Annotated in this window: 27 protein-coding genes and 1 tRNA gene; 3 read left to right on the plus strand and 25 right to left on the minus strand. The window is 65.0% G+C overall.

The window, feature by feature from the left end; translation table 11 throughout:
* Positions 1 to 22 precede the first annotated feature (22 nt).
* From ABEA07_RS25810 to rplN, 19 genes are all read right to left on the minus strand, one after another.
* A tRNA-Met gene (locus ABEA07_RS25810) sits at positions 23 to 99 on the minus strand.
* An 18-nt stretch (positions 100 to 117) separates the two neighbouring features.
* The gene (rplQ, locus tag ABEA07_RS25815) at positions 118 to 519 is read right to left on the minus strand and encodes a 50S ribosomal protein L17 (RefSeq protein WP_345541499.1); all 402 of its coding nucleotides are present in this window, start codon (positions 517 to 519) and stop codon (positions 118 to 120) included.
* 112 nt (positions 520 to 631) lie between these two features.
* Positions 632 to 1621 (minus strand): DNA-directed RNA polymerase subunit alpha, encoded by a 990-nt coding sequence (locus ABEA07_RS25820; RefSeq protein ID WP_345541501.1) that lies wholly within the window; start codon positions 1619 to 1621, stop codon positions 632 to 634.
* A gap of 125 nt (positions 1622 to 1746) precedes the next feature.
* A complete protein-coding gene (gene rpsD / locus ABEA07_RS25825; protein ID WP_345541502.1) occupies positions 1747 to 2370 on the minus strand; it encodes a 30S ribosomal protein S4 in 624 nt (207 codons plus the stop codon).
* A 136-nt stretch (positions 2371 to 2506) separates the two neighbouring features.
* The gene (gene rpsK, locus ABEA07_RS25830) at positions 2507 to 2911 is read right to left on the minus strand and encodes a 30S ribosomal protein S11 (RefSeq protein ID WP_086919803.1); all 405 of its coding nucleotides are present in this window, start codon (positions 2909 to 2911) and stop codon (positions 2507 to 2509) included.
* A gap of 12 nt (positions 2912 to 2923) precedes the next feature.
* Positions 2924 to 3289 (minus strand): 30S ribosomal protein S13, encoded by a 366-nt coding sequence (rpsM, locus tag ABEA07_RS25835; protein WP_019653977.1) that lies wholly within the window; start codon positions 3287 to 3289, stop codon positions 2924 to 2926.
* A 26-nt stretch (positions 3290 to 3315) separates the two neighbouring features.
* Positions 3316 to 3429, minus strand: coding sequence for a 50S ribosomal protein L36 (rpmJ, locus tag ABEA07_RS25840; protein WP_068641696.1), 114 nt, complete (start codon positions 3427 to 3429; stop codon positions 3316 to 3318).
* 34 nt (positions 3430 to 3463) lie between these two features.
* Entirely contained in the window at positions 3464 to 3682 is a 219-nt protein-coding gene (gene infA, locus ABEA07_RS25845) for a translation initiation factor IF-1 (RefSeq protein WP_345541504.1), read from the minus strand.
* A 14-nt stretch (positions 3683 to 3696) separates the two neighbouring features.
* Positions 3697 to 5007, minus strand: coding sequence for a preprotein translocase subunit SecY (gene secY / locus ABEA07_RS25850; RefSeq protein ID WP_345541506.1), 1311 nt, complete (start codon positions 5005 to 5007; stop codon positions 3697 to 3699).
* Positions 5008 to 5029: 22 nt separating this feature from the next.
* Positions 5030 to 5461, minus strand: a complete 432-nt coding sequence (gene rplO, locus ABEA07_RS25855) for a 50S ribosomal protein L15 (protein ID WP_345541507.1) — start codon at positions 5459 to 5461, stop codon at positions 5030 to 5032.
* An 11-nt stretch (positions 5462 to 5472) separates the two neighbouring features.
* A complete protein-coding gene (gene rpmD / locus ABEA07_RS25860; protein ID WP_345541508.1) occupies positions 5473 to 5658 on the minus strand; it encodes a 50S ribosomal protein L30 in 186 nt (61 codons plus the stop codon).
* A gap of 14 nt (positions 5659 to 5672) precedes the next feature.
* Positions 5673 to 6191 carry a 30S ribosomal protein S5 gene (rpsE, locus tag ABEA07_RS25865; protein ID WP_086919797.1) on the minus strand — a complete coding sequence of 173 codons (519 nt, stop codon included), beginning with the start codon at positions 6189 to 6191 and terminating at the stop codon, positions 5673 to 5675.
* 18 nt (positions 6192 to 6209) lie between these two features.
* Positions 6210 to 6575 carry a 50S ribosomal protein L18 gene (gene rplR / locus ABEA07_RS25870; protein ID WP_345542184.1) on the minus strand — a complete coding sequence of 122 codons (366 nt, stop codon included), beginning with the start codon at positions 6573 to 6575 and terminating at the stop codon, positions 6210 to 6212.
* A 14-nt stretch (positions 6576 to 6589) separates the two neighbouring features.
* The gene (gene rplF, locus ABEA07_RS25875; RefSeq protein WP_345541511.1) at positions 6590 to 7123 is read right to left on the minus strand and encodes a 50S ribosomal protein L6; all 534 of its coding nucleotides are present in this window, start codon (positions 7121 to 7123) and stop codon (positions 6590 to 6592) included.
* Positions 7124 to 7148: 25 nt separating this feature from the next.
* Positions 7149 to 7544, minus strand: coding sequence for a 30S ribosomal protein S8 (rpsH, locus tag ABEA07_RS25880; RefSeq protein ID WP_077002169.1), 396 nt, complete (start codon positions 7542 to 7544; stop codon positions 7149 to 7151).
* A 20-nt stretch (positions 7545 to 7564) separates the two neighbouring features.
* On the minus strand, positions 7565 to 7870 hold the full coding sequence (rpsN, locus tag ABEA07_RS25885; protein ID WP_345541513.1) for a 30S ribosomal protein S14: 306 nt from the start codon (positions 7868 to 7870) through the stop codon (positions 7565 to 7567).
* An 8-nt stretch (positions 7871 to 7878) separates the two neighbouring features.
* Positions 7879 to 8418, minus strand: a complete 540-nt coding sequence (gene rplE / locus ABEA07_RS25890; protein ID WP_086919794.1) for a 50S ribosomal protein L5 — start codon at positions 8416 to 8418, stop codon at positions 7879 to 7881.
* An 11-nt stretch (positions 8419 to 8429) separates the two neighbouring features.
* Complete coding sequence (rplX, locus tag ABEA07_RS25895; RefSeq protein ID WP_345541515.1) at positions 8430 to 8747, minus strand: 50S ribosomal protein L24; 318 nt, start codon at positions 8745 to 8747, stop codon at positions 8430 to 8432.
* A 12-nt stretch (positions 8748 to 8759) separates the two neighbouring features.
* Positions 8760 to 9128, minus strand: coding sequence for a 50S ribosomal protein L14 (gene rplN, locus ABEA07_RS25900; RefSeq protein WP_028250829.1), 369 nt, complete (start codon positions 9126 to 9128; stop codon positions 8760 to 8762).
* 286 nt (positions 9129 to 9414) lie between these two features.
* Here rplN and proC point away from each other — a divergent pair, with 286 nt between their 5' ends.
* A complete protein-coding gene (gene proC / locus ABEA07_RS25905; protein WP_345542186.1) occupies positions 9415 to 10272 on the plus strand; it encodes a pyrroline-5-carboxylate reductase in 858 nt (285 codons plus the stop codon).
* A gap of 12 nt (positions 10273 to 10284) precedes the next feature.
* Here the strand turns inward: proC and ubiA are convergent, their stop codons facing one another.
* The 4 genes from ubiA to recG form a co-directional block, all read right to left on the minus strand.
* Entirely contained in the window at positions 10285 to 11163 is an 879-nt protein-coding gene (gene ubiA, locus ABEA07_RS25910) for a 4-hydroxybenzoate octaprenyltransferase (protein ID WP_345541517.1), read from the minus strand.
* A 61-nt stretch (positions 11164 to 11224) separates the two neighbouring features.
* Positions 11225 to 11800, minus strand: a complete 576-nt coding sequence (locus tag ABEA07_RS25915; protein ID WP_345541518.1) for a Dps family protein — start codon at positions 11798 to 11800, stop codon at positions 11225 to 11227.
* 115 nt (positions 11801 to 11915) lie between these two features.
* Positions 11916 to 12887, minus strand: coding sequence for a LysR substrate-binding domain-containing protein (locus tag ABEA07_RS25920; RefSeq protein WP_345541519.1), 972 nt, complete (start codon positions 12885 to 12887; stop codon positions 11916 to 11918).
* A gap of 68 nt (positions 12888 to 12955) precedes the next feature.
* Positions 12956 to 15058: an ATP-dependent DNA helicase RecG gene (gene recG / locus ABEA07_RS25925; protein WP_345541520.1), complete on the minus strand. Its 2103-nt coding sequence runs from the start codon at positions 15056 to 15058 to the stop codon at positions 12956 to 12958.
* A gap of 82 nt (positions 15059 to 15140) precedes the next feature.
* Between recG and queA the strand changes: the two genes are divergently transcribed.
* Both queA and tgt read left to right on the plus strand, forming a co-directional pair.
* Complete coding sequence (queA, locus tag ABEA07_RS25930) at positions 15141 to 16181, plus strand: tRNA preQ1(34) S-adenosylmethionine ribosyltransferase-isomerase QueA (protein WP_345541521.1); 1041 nt, start codon at positions 15141 to 15143, stop codon at positions 16179 to 16181.
* A gap of 20 nt (positions 16182 to 16201) precedes the next feature.
* Positions 16202 to 17374 carry a tRNA guanosine(34) transglycosylase Tgt gene (gene tgt, locus ABEA07_RS25935; RefSeq protein ID WP_345541523.1) on the plus strand — a complete coding sequence of 391 codons (1173 nt, stop codon included), beginning with the start codon at positions 16202 to 16204 and terminating at the stop codon, positions 17372 to 17374.
* On the opposite strand, the gene ABEA07_RS25940 is transcribed toward tgt, so the two are convergent.
* Both ABEA07_RS25940 and ABEA07_RS25945 read right to left on the minus strand, forming a co-directional pair.
* Entirely contained in the window at positions 17323 to 17484 is a 162-nt protein-coding gene (locus ABEA07_RS25940; protein WP_345541524.1) for a hypothetical protein, read from the minus strand. The genes tgt and ABEA07_RS25940 overlap by 52 nt on opposite strands.
* Positions 17485 to 17667: 183 nt before the next feature.
* Positions 17668 to 18768 carry a serine endopeptidase gene (locus ABEA07_RS25945; RefSeq protein WP_345541526.1) on the minus strand — a complete coding sequence of 367 codons (1101 nt, stop codon included), beginning with the start codon at positions 18766 to 18768 and terminating at the stop codon, positions 17668 to 17670.
* Positions 18769 to 18795: the final 27 nt, after the last annotated feature.

Genomic DNA, 18795 nt, shown 5'->3' on the forward strand with positions numbered 1-18795 from the left:
GGCAGAAACTTCTGCCGGAATTTGGTTGCGCGAGCAAGATTTGAACTTGCGACCTTTGGGTTATGAGCCCAACGAGCTACCAGGCTGCTCCATCGCGCGGCAGATAAATATTATAGCTTATTCTTCGCCACCCTGCTCGGCGGCAGGGGTATCGGCAACTTCAGGACGATCCACCAGTTCGACAAGCGCCATCGGTGCGTTGTCACCGACGCGGAAGCCCATCTTCAGGATGCGGGTGTAGCCGCCTGGGCGGGACTGGTAGCGCGGGCCCAATTCGCCGAAGAGCTTGACCACGCTGTCGCGATCGCGCAGGCGGTTGAAGGCCAGGCGCTTGTTGGCGACCGTCGGCTTCTTGGCCAAGGTGATCATCGGCTCGATGACGCGGCGCAGTTCCTTGGCCTTGGGGACCGTGGTCTTGATGGCCTCGTGCGCGATGAGCGAGTTCATCATGTTCTGCAGCATCGCTTGGCGATGCGCGCTGGTGCGATTGAGTTTGCGGAGTCCGTGTCCGTGACGCATGGTGAGTTCCTTTCCTTATCAAATCCGCGGGGCCGTGTCAGGTACGCCGCGTTCACCTATTCCGAAGTCCGAAGCCCAAGGCCGCCGCGTGCGGCGGGCCTTGTTCTTCCAATTACCTCTTGTCGAGGCCGGCCGGCGGCCAGCTCTCCAGTTTCATGCCCAAGGTCAGGCCGCGCGATGCGAGCACTTCCTTGATCTCGTTGAGCGACTTGCGACCCAGGTTCGGGGTCTTGAGCAGCTCGTTCTCGGTGCGCTGAATCAGGTCACCGATGTAGTAGATGTTCTCCGCCTTCAGGCAGTTGGCCGAACGCACGGTGAGTTCGAGTTCGTCGACCGGACGCAGCAGGATGGGGTCGAACTGCTGCGCGCTGCGCGGCGCAGGCTGGTCGAACGCGGCGAGCTCGCCACCCTCGAGCTGCGCGAACACGGCCAGTTGCTCGACCAGGATCTTGGCCGACGCGCGCACGGCGTCTTCGGCGGTGATCGCACCGTTGGTCTCGATCTCGACCAGCAGCTTGTCGAGGTCGGTACGCTGCTCCACCCGGGCGCTTTCGACCGTGTAGCTCACGCGCTTGACCGGCGAGAAGGAGGCGTCGAGCACGATGCGGCCGATCGATTTGGTCGGCTCGTCGGCGTAGCGGCGCATGGTGCCGGGCACGTAGCCGCGCCCCTTCTCGACCTTGATCTGCATGTCCAGCTTGCCGCCCTGCGACAAGTGGGCGATCACGTGGTCGGGATTGATGATCTCGACGTCATGCGGGGTCTGAATGTCCGACGCGGTCACCGGGCCCTCGCCGTCCTTGCGCAGGCTCAGCGTGACCTCGTCACGGTTGTGGAGCTTGAAGACCACGCCCTTGAGGTTCAGCAAGATGTTAACGACGTCTTCCTGCACGCCATCGATGGACGAGTATTCGTGAAGCACGCCGGCGATGGTCACTTCGGTGGCGGAGTAACCAACCATCGAGGACAGCAGGACACGCCGCAGCGCATTGCCGAGCGTATGACCATAGCCGCGCTCGAAAGGCTCGAGCGTGACCTTGGCCCTGTTCGGGGCCAACTGCTCGACCTGGATGGTCTTCGGTTTCAACAGGGTGGTTTGCATGCAGACTTCCTCTCAATACCCCCGGCTCGTTACACCGGTAAGGCTGGTGAAGCGCCCGTGCACGTGCACACGGGTCACGAAATTTCAAAAGTTCGGGCCACCGAACCGCGGCCCGTTCTCGCCTGTTATCGCGAATACAGTTCGACGATCAGCGATTCGTTGATGTCGGCACCGAACTCGTCGCGATCGGGCACCTTCTTGAAGGTGCCTTCGGCCTTGTCGACATTGACGTCGACCCAGGCCGGGATGCCGACCTGCTGAGCCAACTGCAGTGCCTCGACGACGCGATTCTGCTTCTTGGACTTGTCGCGAACCGCGACCACGTCACCGGTCTTGACCAGGTACGACGGGATATTGACCGACTGACCATTCACCGTGATCGCCTTGTGCGACACCAGCTGGCGCGCTTCGGCGCGGGTGGAGCCGAAGCCCATGCGATACACGACGTTGTCCAGGCGCGACTCGAGCAGGAACAGCAGGTTGGCGCCGGTGTTGCCACGACGGCGATCGGCTTCCTCGAAGTACCGGCGGAATTGCTTCTCCAGCACACCGTACATGCGCTTGACCTTCTGCTTCTCGCGCAGCTGCAGACCGAAGTCGGAAGTGCGCTGGCCCGAGGTGCGGCCGTGCTGGCCAGGCTTGGAGTCGAACTTGGCCTTGTCCTGGATGGAGCGGCGGGCGCTCTTGAGGAACAGGTCAGTGCCTTCGCGGCGGGAGAGTTTGGCCTTAGGGCCGAGATAGCGTGCCACTTGATCTTCCTTTGTGTCATCTTCCGCAGGGACCTGCGGGAGCCATCAACGGCGTGCCGATGGCGGTGGGCTTGTTGAAAACAAAAAACAAAACGCGCAGCCGGCCCAAGAGCTGGCTGCGCCGTGCGCCTTCGCCTCAGATGCGGCGGCGCTTCTGCGGACGGCAGCCGTTGTGCGGAACCGGGGTCACATCGGAAATCGAGTTGATCCGGATACCGAGCGCGGCCAGTGCGCGCACCGACGACTCGCGACCCGGGCCGGGGCCCTTGATCTCGACGTCGAGGTTCTTGATGCCCTGTTCCACTGCAGCGCGCCCGGCCACTTCGGAGGCGACCTGTGCAGCGAACGGCGTCGACTTGCGCGAACCCTTGAAGCCCTGGCCACCCGAGGACGCCCACGACAGAGCGTTCCCCTGGCGGTCGGTGATCGTGATGATCGTGTTGTTGAACGAGGCGTGCACGTGCGCGACGCCATCCGCCACGTTCTTGCGAACCTTCTTGCGAACGCGCTGTGCGGCGTTGTTGGCAGGAGCTTTAGCCATGCTTGTCTATCCTTACTTCTTCAGGGACTGCGCGGCCTTGCGCGGACCCTTTCGGGTGCGGGCATTGGTGCGCGTGCGCTGGCCGCGCATGGGCAGGCCGCGGCGGTGGCGAAAGCCACGATAGCAACCGATGTCCATCAGGCGCTTGATGTTCATCGTCGTTTCGCGACGCAGATCGCCTTCGATGGTGAAGAGCGCGATCTGGTCGCGGATCTTCTCGAGATCGGCGTCGGTCAGATCCTTGATCTTCTTCGAGTATTCGATGCCGCTCGCTTCGCAGATCTTGCGAGCGCGGGTGCGACCGATGCCGAAGATGGCGGTCAGGCCGATCTCGGCGTGCTTGTGCGGCGGAATGTTGATGCCAGCAATACGTGCCATGTGCGTCCTCTTAAATCTTTCTCAGCTCAACCCTGACGCTGCTTGTGGCGCGGGTCGCTACAGATCACGCGCACGACACCTTTGCGGCGGATGATCTTGCAATTGCGGCAGATGGTCTTGACCGAAGCCGAAACTCTCATTTCACTCTCCTAAAACTCTGTTCAACCCGGCGACTCACTTCGCCCTGAATACGATGCGCGCCCGGCTCAAGTCATAGGGCGTCAACTCGACGGTGACCTTGTCACCTGGAAGGATGCGGATGTAGTGCATCCGCATCTTTCCGGAAATATGTCCAAGTACGATGTGTCCGTTTTCCAGTTTCACCCGGAAGGTGGCATTCGGCAGGTTCTCCAGAACCTCACCTTGCATCTGGATGACATCGTTCTTCGACATCTTCGCTTCATCTGCTACGAGGTCTTGAAATTGGCCTTCTTCAGCAGCGATTCGTATTGCTGGGACATCATGTAGTTCTGCACTTGGGCCATGAAATCCATGGTGACCACCACGATGATCAGCAACGAGGTACCGCCAAAATAGAACGGCACGTTGTATTTCAGGATCAGGAACTCCGGCAGCAGGCAGACGAAGGTGATGTACACCGCGCCCGCCAGCGTCAGGCGAACCAGGATCTTGTCGATGTAGCGCGCGGTCTGATCTCCCGGACGGATGCCCGGGATGAAAGCACCACTCTTCTTCAGGTTGTCGGCGGTCTCGCGGCTGTTGAACACGAGCGCCGTGTAGAAGAAGCAGAAAAACACGATCGCGGCCGCATAGAGCAGCACGTAGATCGGCTGGCCCGGCGTCAGCGCACCAGCAATGTCCTTGATCCAGCGCATGCTGTCGCCCGTGCTGAACCAGCTCACCACCGTGGTCGGCAGCAGGATGATCGAAGAAGCGAAGATGGGCGGGATCACCCCGGCCATGTTGAGCTTGAGCGGCAGGTGCGAAGACTGGCCACCATAGACCTTGTTGCCCACTTGCCGCCGCGCATAGTTCACCAGGATCTTGCGCTGACCGCGCTCGACGAACACCACGAAGTAGGTGACTAGGATCACGACGGCGACGATGAACAGCGCGACGAGTACGTTCATGGCACCTGTGCGCACCAGTTCCAGCAGGCCGCCGATCGCGCTCGGCAGGCCGGCAGCGATGCCGGCGAAGATCAGAATCGAGATGCCGTTGCCAAGGCCCCGTTCGGTGATCTGCTCGCCGAGCCACATCAGGAACATCGAGCCGGCCGTGAGGCTGATCATCGCGGTCAGGCGGAAGCCGAAACCGGGCGAGATCACCAGGCCTGCCGACGACTCCAGTGCCACAGCGATGCTGAAGGACTGGAATAGCGCCAGGCCCAGCGTGCCATAACGGGTGTACTGGGTGATCTTGCGCCTGCCGGCCTCGCCCTCCTTCTTCAACTGCTCGAAGGTCGGCACCACGTAGGTCATCAGTTGCATGATGATCGACGCGGAGATGTACGGCATGATGCCCAGCGCGAACACCGTGAAGCGCGACAACGCGCCACCCGAGAACATGTTGAACAGGCTCAGGATGCCGCCCTGCTGGCCCTGGAACAGTTGTGCGAGCTGGTCCGGATTGATGCCCGGCACCGGAATATGCGCGCCGATGCGGTAGACCACGAGGGCGAGCAGCAAGAAGACAAGCCGGCGACGCAGGTCGCCGTACTTGCCTGTCTTTGCGAGCGTCGCCGCGTTCGTTGCCACTATGACCTTCTTTCCCTGGGGCTCAGGCCACGCTGCCGCCGGCCGCTTCGATCGCAGCCTTGGCACCGGCGGTCGCGCCGATGCCCGTCAGCTTGACGGCCTTGGTCAGCTCGCCCGACTTGACGACCTTCACCACCTTGGCGATCTGGCCCACGAGGCCGGCTTGCTTGAGCGCGAGCAAGTCCACTTCGGCCAGGCCGAGCTTTTCAAGCGCAGCCAGCGTCACTTCAGCGTTGTACTTGAGCGATTGCGACTTGAAGCCTCGCTTGGGCAGCCGGCGCTGCAGCGGCATCTGACCGCCCTCGAAGCCGACCTTGTGGAAGCCACCCGCACGGGACTTCTGACCCTTGTGACCGCGACCCGCGGTCTTGCCCAGGCCGGAGCCGATGCCACGGCCGACGCGGCGCTTGGCGTGCTTGGCGCCCGCCGCCGGCTTGATGCCATTGAGTTCCATATCCGTCTCTCTTAGAGCACTTTGACCAGATAGCTGATCTTGTTGATCATGCCGCGCACGGCGGGCGTGTCCTGCAGTTCGCTCACGCTGTTGAGCTTGCGCAGACCCAGGCCGCGAACGGTGGCGCGATGCGATTGCTTGGTGCCGATCGGGCTCTTGACCAGTTGCACCTTGAGCGTTTGTTGTTGCGTCGTCATGAAACTGCTCCCATTCAGGCGAAGAGTTGTTCGACGGTCAGGCCACGCTTCGCCGCGACTTCCGACGCCGTGGTCGAGTTGCGCAGGCCGTCCAGCGTAGCGCGGACCATGTTGTACGGGTTCGACGAGCCGTGACTCTTGGCCACGATGTCGGTGATGCCCATCACCTCGAACACGGCGCGCATCGGACCGCCAGCGATGATGCCGGTACCCTTCGGCGCCGGATACATCACGACGGACGAAGCGCCGTGGTGTCCCGTCACCTGGTGATGCAGCGTGCCGTTCTTGATCGACACCTTCATCAGATTGCGGCGCGCCTCTTCCATCGCTTTCTGCACGGCGGCGGGCACTTCCTTGGACTTGCCCTTGCCCATGCCGACGCGGCCGTCACCGTCACCAACCACAGTCAGCGCCGCAAAACCGAGGATGCGACCACCCTTCACCACCTTGGTGACGCGGTTGATCGCGATCATCTTCTCGCGCAGACCGTCCTCGGGGCCTTCGCTCTGCGTTCTTGCCTGAATCTTTGCCATGTTGAATCTCGTGTTCGGTTAGAACTGCAGACCGGCTTCGCGGGCCGCATCGGCCAGCGCCTTGACGCGGCCGTGGTAGGCGAAGCCTGCGCGGTCGAAGGCGACCTTCTCGACACCGGCGGCCTTCGCCTTCTCGGCGATGCGCTTGCCGATGATCGTGGCAGCGGCGGCGTTGCCGCCCTTGCCCGATCCGCCCAGCGAGTTGCGCACTTCGGCCTCTGCCGTGGAGGCCGAGGCAATCACCTTGGTGCCGTCGTCGGAGATGACGGTCGCATAGATGTGCAGATTGGTGCGGTTCACCGTCAGGCGCGCCACGCCTTGCGTCGCAATGCGGATGCGGGTCTGGCGCGAGCGGCGAAGGCGCTGTGCTTTCTTGGTCAACATCATTTTGCTGCCCCTTACTTCTTCTTGGTCTCTTTGATCACGATCTTCTCGTCCGAGTACTTGATGCCCTTGCCCTTGTAGGGCTCGGGCGGACGGACGGCGCGGATCTCAGCGGCCACCTGGCCGACGCGCTGGCGGTCGGCACCCTTGATCACGATCTCGGTCGGGGTGGGCGTCGCTACCGTGATGCCTTGCGGCATGTCCATGTTGACCGGGTGCGAATAGCCGACCTGCAGGTTCAGCTTGGCGCCTTGCGCCTGGGCCTTGTAGCCCACGCCAACCAGATTCAACTTCTTCTCGAAGCCCTTAGTGACACCGACCACCATGTTGTTGACGAGCTGACGCACGGTGCCGCTCATTGCATTCGCGTCGCGCGAATCGTTGGCGGGCTCGAAGCTCAGGTGGCCGTCCTTGTTGACGACCTTCACCAGCGCATTCGCCGGCAGGCTGAGCGTACCGCCCGCGCCCTTGACGCTGATCTGGTCTTCCTTGATCGCCACATCCACGCCTTGCGGGATGGCGACCGGCATTTTTCCTACTCGGGACATTTCAGTGTTCTCCTCGATGTCTCGGTCAGGCGACGTAGCACAGTACTTCGCCGCCGACACCGCTGGCGCGGGCCTTGCGGTCGGTCATCACGCCCTTGGGGGTCGTGACGATGGCCACGCCGAGGCCGTTCTGGACCTGGGGAATCGCGGCGCTGGCCTTGTAGACGCGCAGACCAGGTCGGCTCACACGTTCGATGCGCTCGATGACCGGACGGCCGGCGTAGTACTTCAGCGAAATCTCGAGCTCGCTCTTGCCGGCTTCGGTCTTGACCTGGAAGCCGTCGATGTAGCCCTCATCCTTCAGCACCTGCGCGATCGCGACCTTCACCTTGGAAGACGGGACCGACACAGTGGGCTTCGCCACCATCTGCGCGTTGCGGATGCGCGTCAGCAGGTCGGCAATGGGATCACTCATGCTCATGTTCTTTGCTCCTGCCTGGCTTACCAGCTGGCCTTGGTGACGCCGGGGATGTCACCGCTGAAGGCCAGTTCGCGGATCTTGGCGCGGGCCAGGCCGAACTGGCGGAAGGTGCCGCGCGGACGACCGGTGATCTCGCAGCGGTTGCGCTGGCGGGTCGGGTTCGCGTTGCGCGGGAGCTTCTGCAGGGCCAGGCGGGCGGCCGCACGCTCTTCGTCGCTCTTCTTCGCGTCATTGGCGATCGCCTTCAGTTCCGCGTGTTTGGCGGCGTACTTTGCGACCAGTTTTTCTCGCTTGAGCTCGCGCTCGATCAAAGCTACTTTAGCCACAAGTCACCTCAATTCTTGAACGGGAAACGGAAGCCCGCGAGCAGCGCCTTGGCTTCCTCGTCGGTCTTGGCCGTCGTCGTGATGCTGATATTGAGACCGCGCAGGGCATCGACCTTGTCGTATTCGATCTCAGGAAAAATGATCTGCTCTTTCACGCCGATGTTGTAGTTGCCGCGGCCGTCGAAGGCGCGGCCGGAAATGCCGCGGAAGTCGCGCACACGCGGCAGCGCCACGGTGACGAAACGGTCCAGGAATTCGTACATCTGGACGCCGCGCAGTGTGACCATGCAGCCGATCGGCTGGTTCTCGCGGATCTTGAAACCAGCGATGGCCTTCTTCGACTTGGTGACGACGGGCTTCTGGCCGGCGATCTTGGTCAGGTCGGCAACGGCGTTCTCGAGGACCTTCTTGTCGGCCACTGCTTCGCCCACGCCCATGTTCAGCGTGATCTTGGTCAGGCGGGGGACCTGCATCGGCGACTTGTAGCCGAACTTCTCGGTCAGGTCCTTCGCGATCTTCTCGCGGTAGTGTTGTTGGAGACGTGCCATGTAAGCTCCCCTTAGGTGGCCTTGATTTCTTCGCCGCTGGACTTGAAGACGCGCACGCGCTTGCCGTCCGTGATCTTGATGCCCACGCGATCGGCCTTGCCGGTCGCGGCATTGAAGATCGCCACATTGGATTGGTGAATCGGCATGGCCTTCTCGACGATGCCACCGGTCGTACCCTTGAGGGGGTTCGGCTTGGCGTGCTTCTTGACGAGGTTCACGCCCTCGACGACGACATAGGAGTCATCCTTGCGCAGCGACACGGTGCCGCGCTTGCCCTTGTCGCGCCCGGCCAGCACGATGACCTGGTCGCCTTTGCGAATCTTGTTCATGGCGAGATGTCCTTACAGAACTTCGGGGGCCAGCGACACGATCTTCATGAACTTCTCGGTACGCAGTTCGCGCGTGACCGGTCCAAAGATGCGGGTGCCGATGGGCTCCAGCTTGGCATTGAGCAACACGGCGGCATTGCCGTCGAACTTGACGAGCGAACCGTCAGCACGACGGATGCCCTTGGCGGTGCGAACCACCACCGCGCTGTAGATCTCGCCCTTCTTGACGCGACCGCGCGGGGCTGCTTCCTTGACGCTGACCTTGATGACGTCGCCCACGCTGGCATAACGCCGCTTGGAGCCACCGAGCACCTTGATACACAGGACGGATTTCGCGCCCGTGTTGTCGGCCACATCGAGCCGGGATTCAGTTTGGATCATTTCGTTTATTCCCAACTTGTACCGGTCTGCGTCCTCGAGGATCGAGAACGCTTCACGGTCAGTCTTGGGCCCGTCGTCCACGCTCCGAAACCACTTCGAAGCGCTTCCGCTGGGCAGAAGCTTTTCGCCCTCTAAAGGCGAAGCCCGCGATTGTTGCACGGCGGCAATTTGATGTCAACTGGGTGCCGTCGCTGGATAGAGACGACCGGCCAGCACGCGATCCGCCGCAGTGAGCGACGACAATTTCAATGGCCAAAGCGAGCTGGCCCCACCCTCTGGAAGTTACATGAACATTGCCGTTACTTTTTTGCCCCGCCAGGAGTGGGCTCCCCTCCCGCCTATTGGCTTCATCGGCGGCGGCAACATGGCCAGCGCCATCATCGGCGGGTTGATCAAGCGCCAAGTGCCGGCCGAGGCTTTCGAGGTGGTCGAACCCCTCGCGCAGGCCCGCGAACGGCTGCAGCACGATTTCGGTATCGCCGCGCAGGCCGAGGCCGGCCCTGCGCTCGGCCGTTGCGAGGTGCTGGTCTGGGCGGTCAAACCCCAGACCTTCGCCCAAGCCGCCCAAGCCGTTCGCGGCCTGGCGCCGCACGCATTGAATCTGAGCGTCGCCGCGGGCATTCCCTCCGACAGCATCGCGCGCTGGCTCGGCACCGAGCGGGTGGTACGCGCCATGCCCAATACGCCGGCACTGGTCGGACAGGGCATGACAGGGCTGTTCGCGCGGCCGGCGGTGAAGCCGGATGAGCGCAGGCGGGTGGAACAGGTGCTGGAGGCGACCGGCGAACTGCTGTGGGTGGACACTGAAAGCGCACTGGACGCCGTCACCGCCGTTTCCGGCTCCGGCCCGGCTTACGTTTTCTATTTCATCGAGGCCATGACGGAGGCCGGCATCGCGCTGGGCCTCAGCCCGGAGCAGGCGCATCGGCTGGCCGTCGGCACCTTCAGTGGCGCATCGGCCCTCGCGCGCGACGCCGGCGAGCCGCCGGCGGTGCTGCGAGATCGAGTGACCTCCAAGGGCGGTACGACCCACGCCGCCATCAGCTCGCTCGACAGCGCCGATGTCAAGACCCTCTTCAAGACTGCGATCGCCGCCGCCCACCGACGCGCCGCGGAGCTGGGGGACGAGTTCGGCCGAGGCTAGGCCGCGCTGCGTTCAGCGCGGCAGATAGCCGGCCACGACGCCAGCGAAAACGGCGAAACCCAGCCAGTGGTTGAGCCGGAAGGCCTTGAAGCACCCCTCGCGGGTGCGTTCGCGGATCAGGCGCCAGTGCCACAGCGCCTGCGCTGCAGCGATGGCGATGCCGGCGAAAAAGGCCGGCCCCAGCTGACGGCTCGTGCCGGCTGCCGTCCAGATCGCCAGGTAAAGGGCGTAGCTCGCCATCACCGCCGCGACGTCGAAGCGCCCGAAGGTGATGGCGGATGTCTTCATGCCGATCTTGAGGTCGTCGTCGCGATCGACCATCGCGTACTCCGTGTCGTAAGCCAGGACCCAGAACAGGTTGCCGATCAGAAGCCACCAGGCGAAAGCCGGCACCGTCGACTGCACGGCCGAGAACGCCATCGGAATGCCGAAGCTGAAAGCGATGCCCAGCACTGCCTGGGGGATCGACACAACGCGCTTGGCAAAAGGATAGGCCAGCGTCACAGCCAGGGCCACGAAGGACCAGAGGACTGTTGCGCGATTGGTCGTGAGCACCAGGGCGAAAGCCAGCAATGCCAGCACGGCGCCCACCGCCAGCGCCTCCTTGACCGAGAGCGCGCCGCTGGTCACCGGGCGCTGCGCCGTGCGCTTCACGTGACGGTCGAAGTCGCGGTCTGCCACGTCATTGACGCAGCAGCCGGCGCTGCGCATCAGGATGGTGCCCAAAACGAAGACCGCGAGCAGGTGCCAGCCCGGGAAGCCGTCGGCCGCAAACCAGAGCGCGGCCAGCGAGGGCCACAACAGCAGCAGCCAGCCGGCCGGACGGTTCCAGCGGATCAGGTCGAGGTAAAGGGACGGGCGACTGCGCGGCGCAAGAACGGAAGCGGACATGGCGCGATTTTGCGCCACCGGTGCGACGACACCGCTACCGCCTCGTCCCGGGATGCCCGGTTCAGTCCTCGAGCAGCGACCGCAGCATCCAGGCCGTCTGGTCGTGTACCGTGCAGCGGGCGGTCAGCATGTCGGCAGTCGGATCGTCGCCGGCCTCCTCGGCCACGGGGATGAACTCGCGCGCGATCCGCGAGACGGTCTCGTGGCCTTTGACCAGGATGCGCACCATCTCCATGGCCTTCGGTGGATCTTGGGGGACATCGGGCACGGTCGCGATCCTGCTGAACTCGGCATAGGAGCCGGGGGCGTAGTGTCCGAGCGCGCGGATGCGCTCGGCGATCACGTCGGTGGCGCCCCACAGCTCCGTGTACTGCTGCATGAACATGGCATGCAGCGAGTTGAAGTGCGGACCTGTGACGTTCCAATGGAAGTTGTGGGTCGTGAGATAGAGCGTATAGGTGTCGGCCAGCACACGGCTCAAGCCTTCTGCAATGGCCGCGCGGTCCTGGCGATCGATGCCGATGTTGATGACCGGCGCATTGCGGCTGCCCGACTCCTGGGCCACCACTGCGCCGCCCTTCTTGGGCACCTTGCCGGCGGGAGAGGCTGACTTGGGTTTCTTGTCGTCTTTGGCCATGGCGCGGTTTCTTTCTTTGAGGTTGATGAAGAGCTGGAAACTTTAGAAGCTGGGAGCATGCGGCGCAACAGCCGCAGGCTATGGCATGTTTCGGCAGGCGTTCGCGGCCGCGCGCTCAGGACAGTCGCTTGACGCCCGGCAGTTCGCAGGCGTAGATGGCATTGCGCAAAGCCGCGATCGCTTCGTAGCGGGTGAAGCTCCGGCGCCAGGCCAGGACCACGCGGCGCGTCGGGGGTTCGCCCCCCTGGGCATCACGCACCGGCAGGTAGCGCACGATCTGCTCCGGCTCCTTGCCGCGCCCCTTGGGGGACCGGGGCCTGAGCGCATCGGCCGGCACCGACAGGCGCGGCACCAGCGTCACACCCATGCCGGCCGCCACCATGTGCTTGATGGTCTCCAGCGAGGACCCTTCGAAACTCTTGCGGATGCCCTCCGCATCGCTCGAGAAGCGCGCGAACTCGGGGCAGACCTCGAGCACGTGGTCTCGGAAGCAGTGCCCGGTGCCCAGCAGCAGCATGGTCTCCTTCTTGAGTTCGTCGGAACTCACCGACTCGCGCTCGGCCAGGGGATGGTTGACCGGCACGGCCGCCATGAAGGGCTCGTCGTAGAGCTGGGCGATGGCCAGGCCAGTGTCGGGGAAGGGCTCGGCCATGATGGCGCAGTCGATCTCGCCGGCGCGCAGCATCTCCAGCAGCTTGACCGTGAAGTTCTCCTGCAGCACCAACGGCATCTGCGGCGTGCGGGCGATGTTCTGGCGCACCAGGTCGGGCAGCAGGTAAGGACCGATGGTGTAGATCACGCCGAGGTTGAGCGGCCCCGAGAGCGGGTCCTTCCCGCGCTTGGCAATTTCCTTGATGCTGGCGGCCTGGTCGAGCACGCTCTGGGCCTGCTGCACGATCTGCTCGCCCAGGGGCGTGACGGTGACCTCGCCGGCGCTGCGTTCGAAGAGCTTGACCTCGAGTTCGTCCTCCAGCTTCTTGATCGCCACCGACAGCGTGGGCTGCGAAACGTAGCAGGCTTCGGCCGCCTTGCCGAAATGCCGCTCCCGCGCGACTGCAACGATGTATTTGAGTTCGGTAAGGGTCATAGCTTGCGTCAATTATGCGCAAGAGAGGGCCCGGTGCGATACAGGTCGCCCCCCGCCCCACCCGACCTTCAGGCCTTGAGGTACTCGGCCTTGCTACCCAGCCAGCGATCCACGTGCGCGCTCGCCAGCGCCGGATGACGGTCCAGCATGCGCGGTGCCAGCTCGCGCGCCCAGTCCAGCAGGAAGGCGTCGGTCGTGAGGTCCGCAAAGCGCAGCAGCGGCGCACCGGACTGGCGCGCCCCGAGGAATTCGCCCGGGCCACGGATCTCCAGGTCACGGCGCGCGATCTCGAAGCCGTCGCTGGTCTCGGCCATCGCCTTGAGCCGCGCCCGCGCCGCCTCGCCGACCCGTCCACCTTCGTTGGGCGCGTACAGTAGCACGCAGGCAGAGGCCGCCGCCCCGCGGCCGACCCGGCCGCGCAGCTGGTGCAATTGCGAGAGGCCAAAGCGCTCCGCATGCTCGATCACCATCAGCGAGGCATTGGGCACGTCCACCCCGACCTCGATCACGGTGGTGCTGACCAGCACCTGCAGCCGGTTGGCTGTGAAGGACTCCATCACCGTCTGTTTGTCGGCCGTGGGCATCCGCGAGTGCAACAGGCCCACGCCGACCTGGTCTCCCAGTGCTTCGGCCAGCTCGTCGCGCGTTTCGGTCGCGTTGCGCAGGTCCATCGCCTCGCTTTCCTCGATCAGCGGACAGACCCAGTAGACCTGCCGGCCCTGCGCCAGCTGCACGCGGATCCGGTCGATGACTTCGTCGCGACGATGCTCGGCCACCAGCTTGGTGACGATGGGCGTACGCCCCGGCGGGAGCTCGTCGAGCGTGGAGACGTCGAGGTCGGCGTAGTAGCTCATCGCCAGCGTGCGCGGGATGGGCGTGGCGCTCATCATCAGCAGGTGCGGCTCCAGTTCGCCCCCGGCCTTGCCCCGCAACGCAAGGCGCTGCGCCACGCCGAAGCGATGCTGCTCGTCGATGATCGCGAGCGCGAGATGGCGGAACGTCACCTTCTCCGAGATCACCGCGTGGGTGCCGACGACCAGCGCCGCCTCGCCGCTCTCGACCGAGGCTGCCATCGCGTCGCGCTCCTTCTTCTTCTGGCTGCCCGTGAGCCAGGCCACGCGCAGGCCGCGCTCGGCCAGCAGCGGATCGAGCCAGCCGACCAGTTTGCCGAAGTGCTGGGCCGCGAGGATCTCGGTGGGCGCCATCAACGCGCACTGGCGGCCGGCATCGATGCAGTGCGCCGCCGCGAGCGCCGCCACCACCGTCTTGCCCGAGCCCACGTCGCCCTGCAGCAGGCGGTGCATGGGCACTTCTCGGGCCAGGTCGCGGGCGATCTCAGCGACCACGCGCTGCTGGGCCCCGGTCAGGGCAAATGGCAGGGCCTTGCGCAGGGCCTGGTCGAGCGAGTCCGGACTCGCGACTGGCGAAAGGGCCGGTGCCCGCTGCGCGCCACGGGCACGACGCGCCTGCAGCTGCGACAGCTGCTGCGCCAGCAACTCGTCGGCCTTGAGGCGCTGCCACGCCGGATGGCTGTGGTCCTCCAGGGTGGCCATCGCCACGTCGGGCGCAGGGTAGTGCAGGAAGTTGAGCGCGCGGCGCAGTGGCCACGCGCCCGGCGGCGCGAACTCCGCGGGAATGGTCTCGTCCAGCACGGACCGCGCCAGGCCGGCGCGCACTTCCCGCCGCAGCACAGGCTGTGCCAGGCCGGCGATGGTCGAATACACCGGCGTCAGCGCCTGCGGCAGCGCCGTCCCCGCCGCCTTGACGCTCGGATGCATCATCTGCCGGCCGGCGAAGCCGCCGCGCACCTCGCCGCGCACGCGCACCCGCGCGCCGACCGCCAGTTGCTTCTGCTGCGAGGGATAGAAATTGAAGAAGCGCAGCTGGCAGGTGTCGCTGCCGTCGTCCACCGTCACGATGAGCTGGCGGCGCGGGCGGAACACCACCTCGCTTTCCGTCACCACCGCCTCGACCTGCGCGACGTCGCCATCGCGCGTGTCGGCCAGCTTCACGATGCGCGTCTCGTCCTCGTAGCGCATCGGCAGGTAAAGGGCGAAATCGATGTCGCGCACGAGGCCCAGCTTGCGCAAAGCCCGCTGCACCGGGCTCGGCCCGACGCCGGGCGCCTGTGCGGGCATTTCCGGGGGCGGGGACTTGGCGGCGGCGGGCATGGGACAATTCTGCCCGGCTCTTCGGCCACCTTCCCTTTTCCCTCCGCCTCCTTGGAACGGGCCTGTCCGGCCCTCAAGATCCATGCGCGCCTTCACGCTTTCCGATTTCGATTTCGACCTCCCGCCCGAACTGGTGGCCCAGCACCCCGCTGCCGAGCGCAGCGCCTCTCGCCTGCTCGACGGCACGGTGGACCCGCCGGCCGACCGCATCTTCAGGACCCTGCCGGCGCTGCTGCGTGAGGGCGATCTGCTGGTTTTCAACGACACCCGCGTGGTCAAGGCGCGGCTCTTCGGCGAGAAGCCGACCGGCGGCAAACTCGAATTGCTGGTCGAGCGCGTTCTCCAAGACCACGAGGTCGTCGCCCACATGAAGGTCAGCAAGAAGCCTCCCGTCGGCACCGTGCTGTCGATGGCGGGCGGCTTCCGCGCGACGCTGCTCGGACGCTGGCCCGACGAGCAGGGTGCCCTGTTCCGCCTGCGCTTCGACAGCGAGGCCGGCGAAGACCCGTACGCGTTGATGGCACGTTGCGGCCACGTGCCCCTGCCACCCTATATCGAGCATGCCGACTCGCAGGATGACGAGCGCCGCTACCAGACCGTGTTCGCCCGCGTGCCGGGTGCGGTCGCGGCGCCGACCGCGGCGCTGCACTTCGACGAAGCGCTGCTGGTTGAACTGGAGGCTCGCGGCATCGAGCGCGCCAGCGTCACCCTGCACGTCGGCGCCGGCACCTTCCAGCCGGTGAAGACCGAGAACATCGCCGAGCACCGGATGCACGCCGAGCGATACGAGGTGCCCGAGGCCACGCAGCGCGCCATCGCGCGAACCAAGGCGCGCGGAGGTCGCATCGTCGCCGTCGGCACGACCACCGTGCGCACGCTCGAAGCCTGGGCCCAGAGCCAGGAGGCGGCCGGCGACACCTGCATCTTCATCACGCCCGGCTTCGCCTTCGAGCACGTGGATCTGCTGGTGACCAACTTCCACCTGCCGAAGAGCACGCTCATGATGCTCGTCAGCGCCTTCGCGGGCTACGAGCGCGTGATGGCGCTCTATGCCCACGCGATCCGCGAACGGTACCGCTTCTTCAGCTACGGCGATGCGATGCTGCTCGCACGGGCGCACTGAGCACGAGCACGACCAAGACCATGCTGAACTTCGAACTCCTGGCCACCGATCCCGACAGCCACGCACGCCGCGGCACGCTCACGCTCAACCACGGCGTGGTGCAGACTCCCATCTTCATGCCCGTGGGCACCTACGGAACCGTCAAGGGCGTGATGCCGCGCAGCCTGGAGGAAATGGGCGCGCAGATCATTCTCGGCAACACCTTCCACCTCTGGATGCGGCCCGGCCTGGACGTGATGGCCGGCTTCGGTGGCCTGCACCAGTTCGAGAAATGGAACAAGCCCATCCTCACCGACTCGGGCGGCTTCCAGGTCTGGTCGCTGGGCGCGATGCGCAAGATCAGCGAGGAAGGCGTCAAGTTCGCTTCGCCCGTCAATGGCGACAAGCTGTTCCTCACGCCCGAGGTCTCGATGCAGATCCAGACCATCCTCAACAGCGACATCGTCATGCAGTTCGACGAGTGCACGCCCTACGATACAAAGGGCCATGTCACGACGGAGGCCGAGGCGCGTTCGTCGATGGAACTGAGCCTTCGCTGGGCCAAGCGTTGCCAGGCCGAGTTCGCGCGGCTGGCCAATCCCAATGCGCTGTTCGGCATCGTGCAGGGCGGCATGTACGAGAACCTGCGCGAGGAATCGCTGGCGCAGCTGCTCGAACTCGACTTCCCCGGCTATGCCATCGGCGGCGTGAGCGTGGGCGAGCCCAAGGAGGAAATGCTGCGCATCATGGCGCACACGCCGCACCGGCTGCCGGCCCGCAAGCCCCGCTACCTGATGGGCGTGGGCACGCCCGAGGATCTGGTGGAGGGCGTGGCGCAGGGTGTCGACATGTTCGACTGCGTGATGCCCACGCGCAATGCGCGCAACGGCACCCTCTTCACCCGCTTCGGCGATCTGAAGATGCGCAACGCGCGCCACAAGAGCGACCCGCAGCCGATCGACCCGAGCTGCACCTGCCATGCCTGCGCAGGCGCTTCCGGCGTGGCATGGAACGATGGTGGGCGTGAAGGCTTCAGCCGCGCCTACCTGCATCACCTCGATCGATGCGGCGAGATGCTGGGGCCGATGCTCACCACCATCCACAACCTGCACTACTACCTGAACCTGATGCGCGAGATCCGCGCGGCGCTCGACGAGGGTAGCTACTCGGCGTTTCGCGCGCAGTTCAAGGCCGACCGCTCGCGCGGCGTCTGACCCAGCTCCTCCGCATAGGCGACCAGGCTGACGGCCGACAGAAAGGCCGCGGTGATGCACGCGAGATAGATGGCTGCGGCGACGTGACGGCGGAGGAACTGGCTGAGCATGGGAGGTCTTCAACAAAGGCCTCCAGCGTACCGAGAACGCCTCTCGCCTGGAACACGCCGGAAGCCATACGCCGGAGATATGACACGGCCGGCAGACTCGCCCGTCGAGATGGAGATGCAGCGGCGTCCTTTACTCGCAGAGGCTTCGCGGCCGACGCTTCCGAGGATGTTCTCCGCGCCGCACTACGTCGTGGACGCCGGCTGAACCTGAGCCGACGCTGGCGGTGGCAACCCGTCGCCGCGCGCCGATGCGGCCGCCGTGCCGCAGCCATGGCAGAAGCGCGAGAACGCGCTCTTGCGCGCCTCGCAGGCCCGGCAGTGGTCGAACAGGCCGATGCCGCAATGCGGGCAGAAATCGATCTCCGTGTTCTTGAGGTCCACCGGCCGCTCGCAGCCCGGGCACACGCCCTTGGCCAAGCGGGCCAGAGCCGTGTCGTAGCCCAGCTCGTTGCGCCGCACGGTTTCGGGCTGCGCCTCCGCGAGCTTCTGGCGCGCGAGATAGCGATTGAGCGCGATGATGGCGTAGCGGCCGACCAGCACCGTCAGCACGATGCCGACCGCGTAGCGCACGTAGCCGCCGTAGCTCGGCAGATAGGGAACGAGCTCGACGAAGAAGGCGAACAGCGCGAACAGGATGAAGCCCCAGACGAAGGGCCACCAGGTGCTTTTGCGCTTCTTCGCGAACAGCCATCCAGCGATCACCAGCAGCGGCAGCGTGAGCGCCAGCCGGTACGCGAAAACGCGCAGCTCGACACGCCGACTTTCTGCCTCCATCGACTTGCGCGCCGCCTCTTCGAGGGCCGCAAGCTGCTGCTGTGCACCTTGGCGCGCCTGGCGGGCATCGAGCGCGGCCTGGCGCTGCGCACCGACGGCGCGCTCGGCGTCGTTCTCCTTGGCCTTCAGCCCATCGAGTGCCTTGGTGCGGGCGATCAGTTCGGTGTCCTGGTCGGGCTGCGCGGTCACCCGCCGCGTGGCGAGCCAGTTGCCGAAGGTCTCGCGCGCGGTGCGGCTGGCCTGCTGCGCGGCCAGCAGCGCCAGCTCCGCCTGTTCACGCTCGCGCGCGGCTTCCTGCTCGGCGCGCTGGCTGTCACGGATGGTCTTTCGCAGCGGCTCGGCCGCCGCGCGGTCGATGAAGTCGTCGAGCGTCAGCGCATGCTCCACCCGCGGCAAGTCGCCGACGATGGTGCTGCCCAGGCCGATCAGAAAGCTGGCGAACACCAGCGCCACCACCCACAAGCCCCGGCGGAACCACTTCTCCGACAGGCGCAGGGATTTGCTGCTCATTCAGTTCCTCGTTGTTGTTGACGCAAG

The sequence above is a fragment of the Variovorax defluvii genome (assembly GCF_039541515.1).
Lineage (GTDB): Bacteria > Pseudomonadota > Gammaproteobacteria > Burkholderiales > Burkholderiaceae_C > Variovorax > Variovorax defluvii.

Coding starts and splice junctions, on each gene's coding strand:
- rplQ (WP_345541499.1), bottom strand. CDS start 519: ATGCGTCACGGACACGGACTCCGCAAACTCAATCGCACCAGCGCGCAT.
- ABEA07_RS25820 (WP_345541501.1), bottom strand. CDS start 1,621: ATGCAAACCACCCTGTTGAAACCGAAGACCATCCAGGTCGAGCAGTTG.
- rpsK (WP_086919803.1), bottom strand. CDS start 2,911: ATGGCTAAAGCTCCTGCCAACAACGCCGCACAGCGCGTTCGCAAGAAG.
- rpsM (WP_019653977.1), bottom strand. CDS start 3,289: ATGGCACGTATTGCTGGCATCAACATTCCGCCGCACAAGCACGCCGAG.
- rpmJ (WP_068641696.1), bottom strand. CDS start 3,429: ATGAGAGTTTCGGCTTCGGTCAAGACCATCTGCCGCAATTGCAAGATC.
- infA (WP_345541504.1), bottom strand. CDS start 3,682: ATGTCGAAGAACGATGTCATCCAGATGCAAGGTGAGGTTCTGGAGAAC.
- rplO (WP_345541507.1), bottom strand. CDS start 5,461: ATGGAACTCAATGGCATCAAGCCGGCGGCGGGCGCCAAGCACGCCAAG.
- rpmD (WP_345541508.1), bottom strand. CDS start 5,658: ATGACGACGCAACAACAAACGCTCAAGGTGCAACTGGTCAAGAGCCCG.
- rpsE (WP_086919797.1), bottom strand. CDS start 6,191: ATGGCAAAGATTCAGGCAAGAACGCAGAGCGAAGGCCCCGAGGACGGT.
- rplR (WP_345542184.1), bottom strand. CDS start 6,575: ATGTTGACCAAGAAAGCACAGCGCCTTCGCCGCTCGCGCCAGACCCGC.
- rplF (WP_345541511.1), bottom strand. CDS start 7,123: ATGTCCCGAGTAGGAAAAATGCCGGTCGCCATCCCGCAAGGCGTGGAT.
- rpsH (WP_077002169.1), bottom strand. CDS start 7,544: ATGAGCATGAGTGATCCCATTGCCGACCTGCTGACGCGCATCCGCAAC.
- rplE (WP_086919794.1), bottom strand. CDS start 8,418: ATGGCACGTCTCCAACAACACTACCGCGAGAAGATCGCGAAGGACCTG.
- rplX (WP_345541515.1), bottom strand. CDS start 8,747: ATGAACAAGATTCGCAAAGGCGACCAGGTCATCGTGCTGGCCGGGCGC.
- rplN (WP_028250829.1), bottom strand. CDS start 9,128: ATGATCCAAACTGAATCCCGGCTCGATGTGGCCGACAACACGGGCGCG.
- proC (WP_345542186.1), top strand. CDS start 9,415: ATGAACATTGCCGTTACTTTTTTGCCCCGCCAGGAGTGGGCTCCCCTC.
- ubiA (WP_345541517.1), bottom strand. CDS start 11,163: ATGTCCGCTTCCGTTCTTGCGCCGCGCAGTCGCCCGTCCCTTTACCTC.
- ABEA07_RS25915 (WP_345541518.1), bottom strand. CDS start 11,800: ATGGCCAAAGACGACAAGAAACCCAAGTCAGCCTCTCCCGCCGGCAAG.
- ABEA07_RS25920 (WP_345541519.1), bottom strand. CDS start 12,887: ATGACCCTTACCGAACTCAAATACATCGTTGCAGTCGCGCGGGAGCGG.
- recG (WP_345541520.1), bottom strand. CDS start 15,058: ATGCCCGCCGCCGCCAAGTCCCCGCCCCCGGAAATGCCCGCACAGGCG.
- queA (WP_345541521.1), top strand. CDS start 15,141: ATGCGCGCCTTCACGCTTTCCGATTTCGATTTCGACCTCCCGCCCGAA.
- tgt (WP_345541523.1), top strand. CDS start 16,202: ATGCTGAACTTCGAACTCCTGGCCACCGATCCCGACAGCCACGCACGC.
- ABEA07_RS25940 (WP_345541524.1), bottom strand. CDS start 17,484: ATGCTCAGCCAGTTCCTCCGCCGTCACGTCGCCGCAGCCATCTATCTC.
- ABEA07_RS25945 (WP_345541526.1), bottom strand. CDS start 18,768: ATGAGCAGCAAATCCCTGCGCCTGTCGGAGAAGTGGTTCCGCCGGGGC.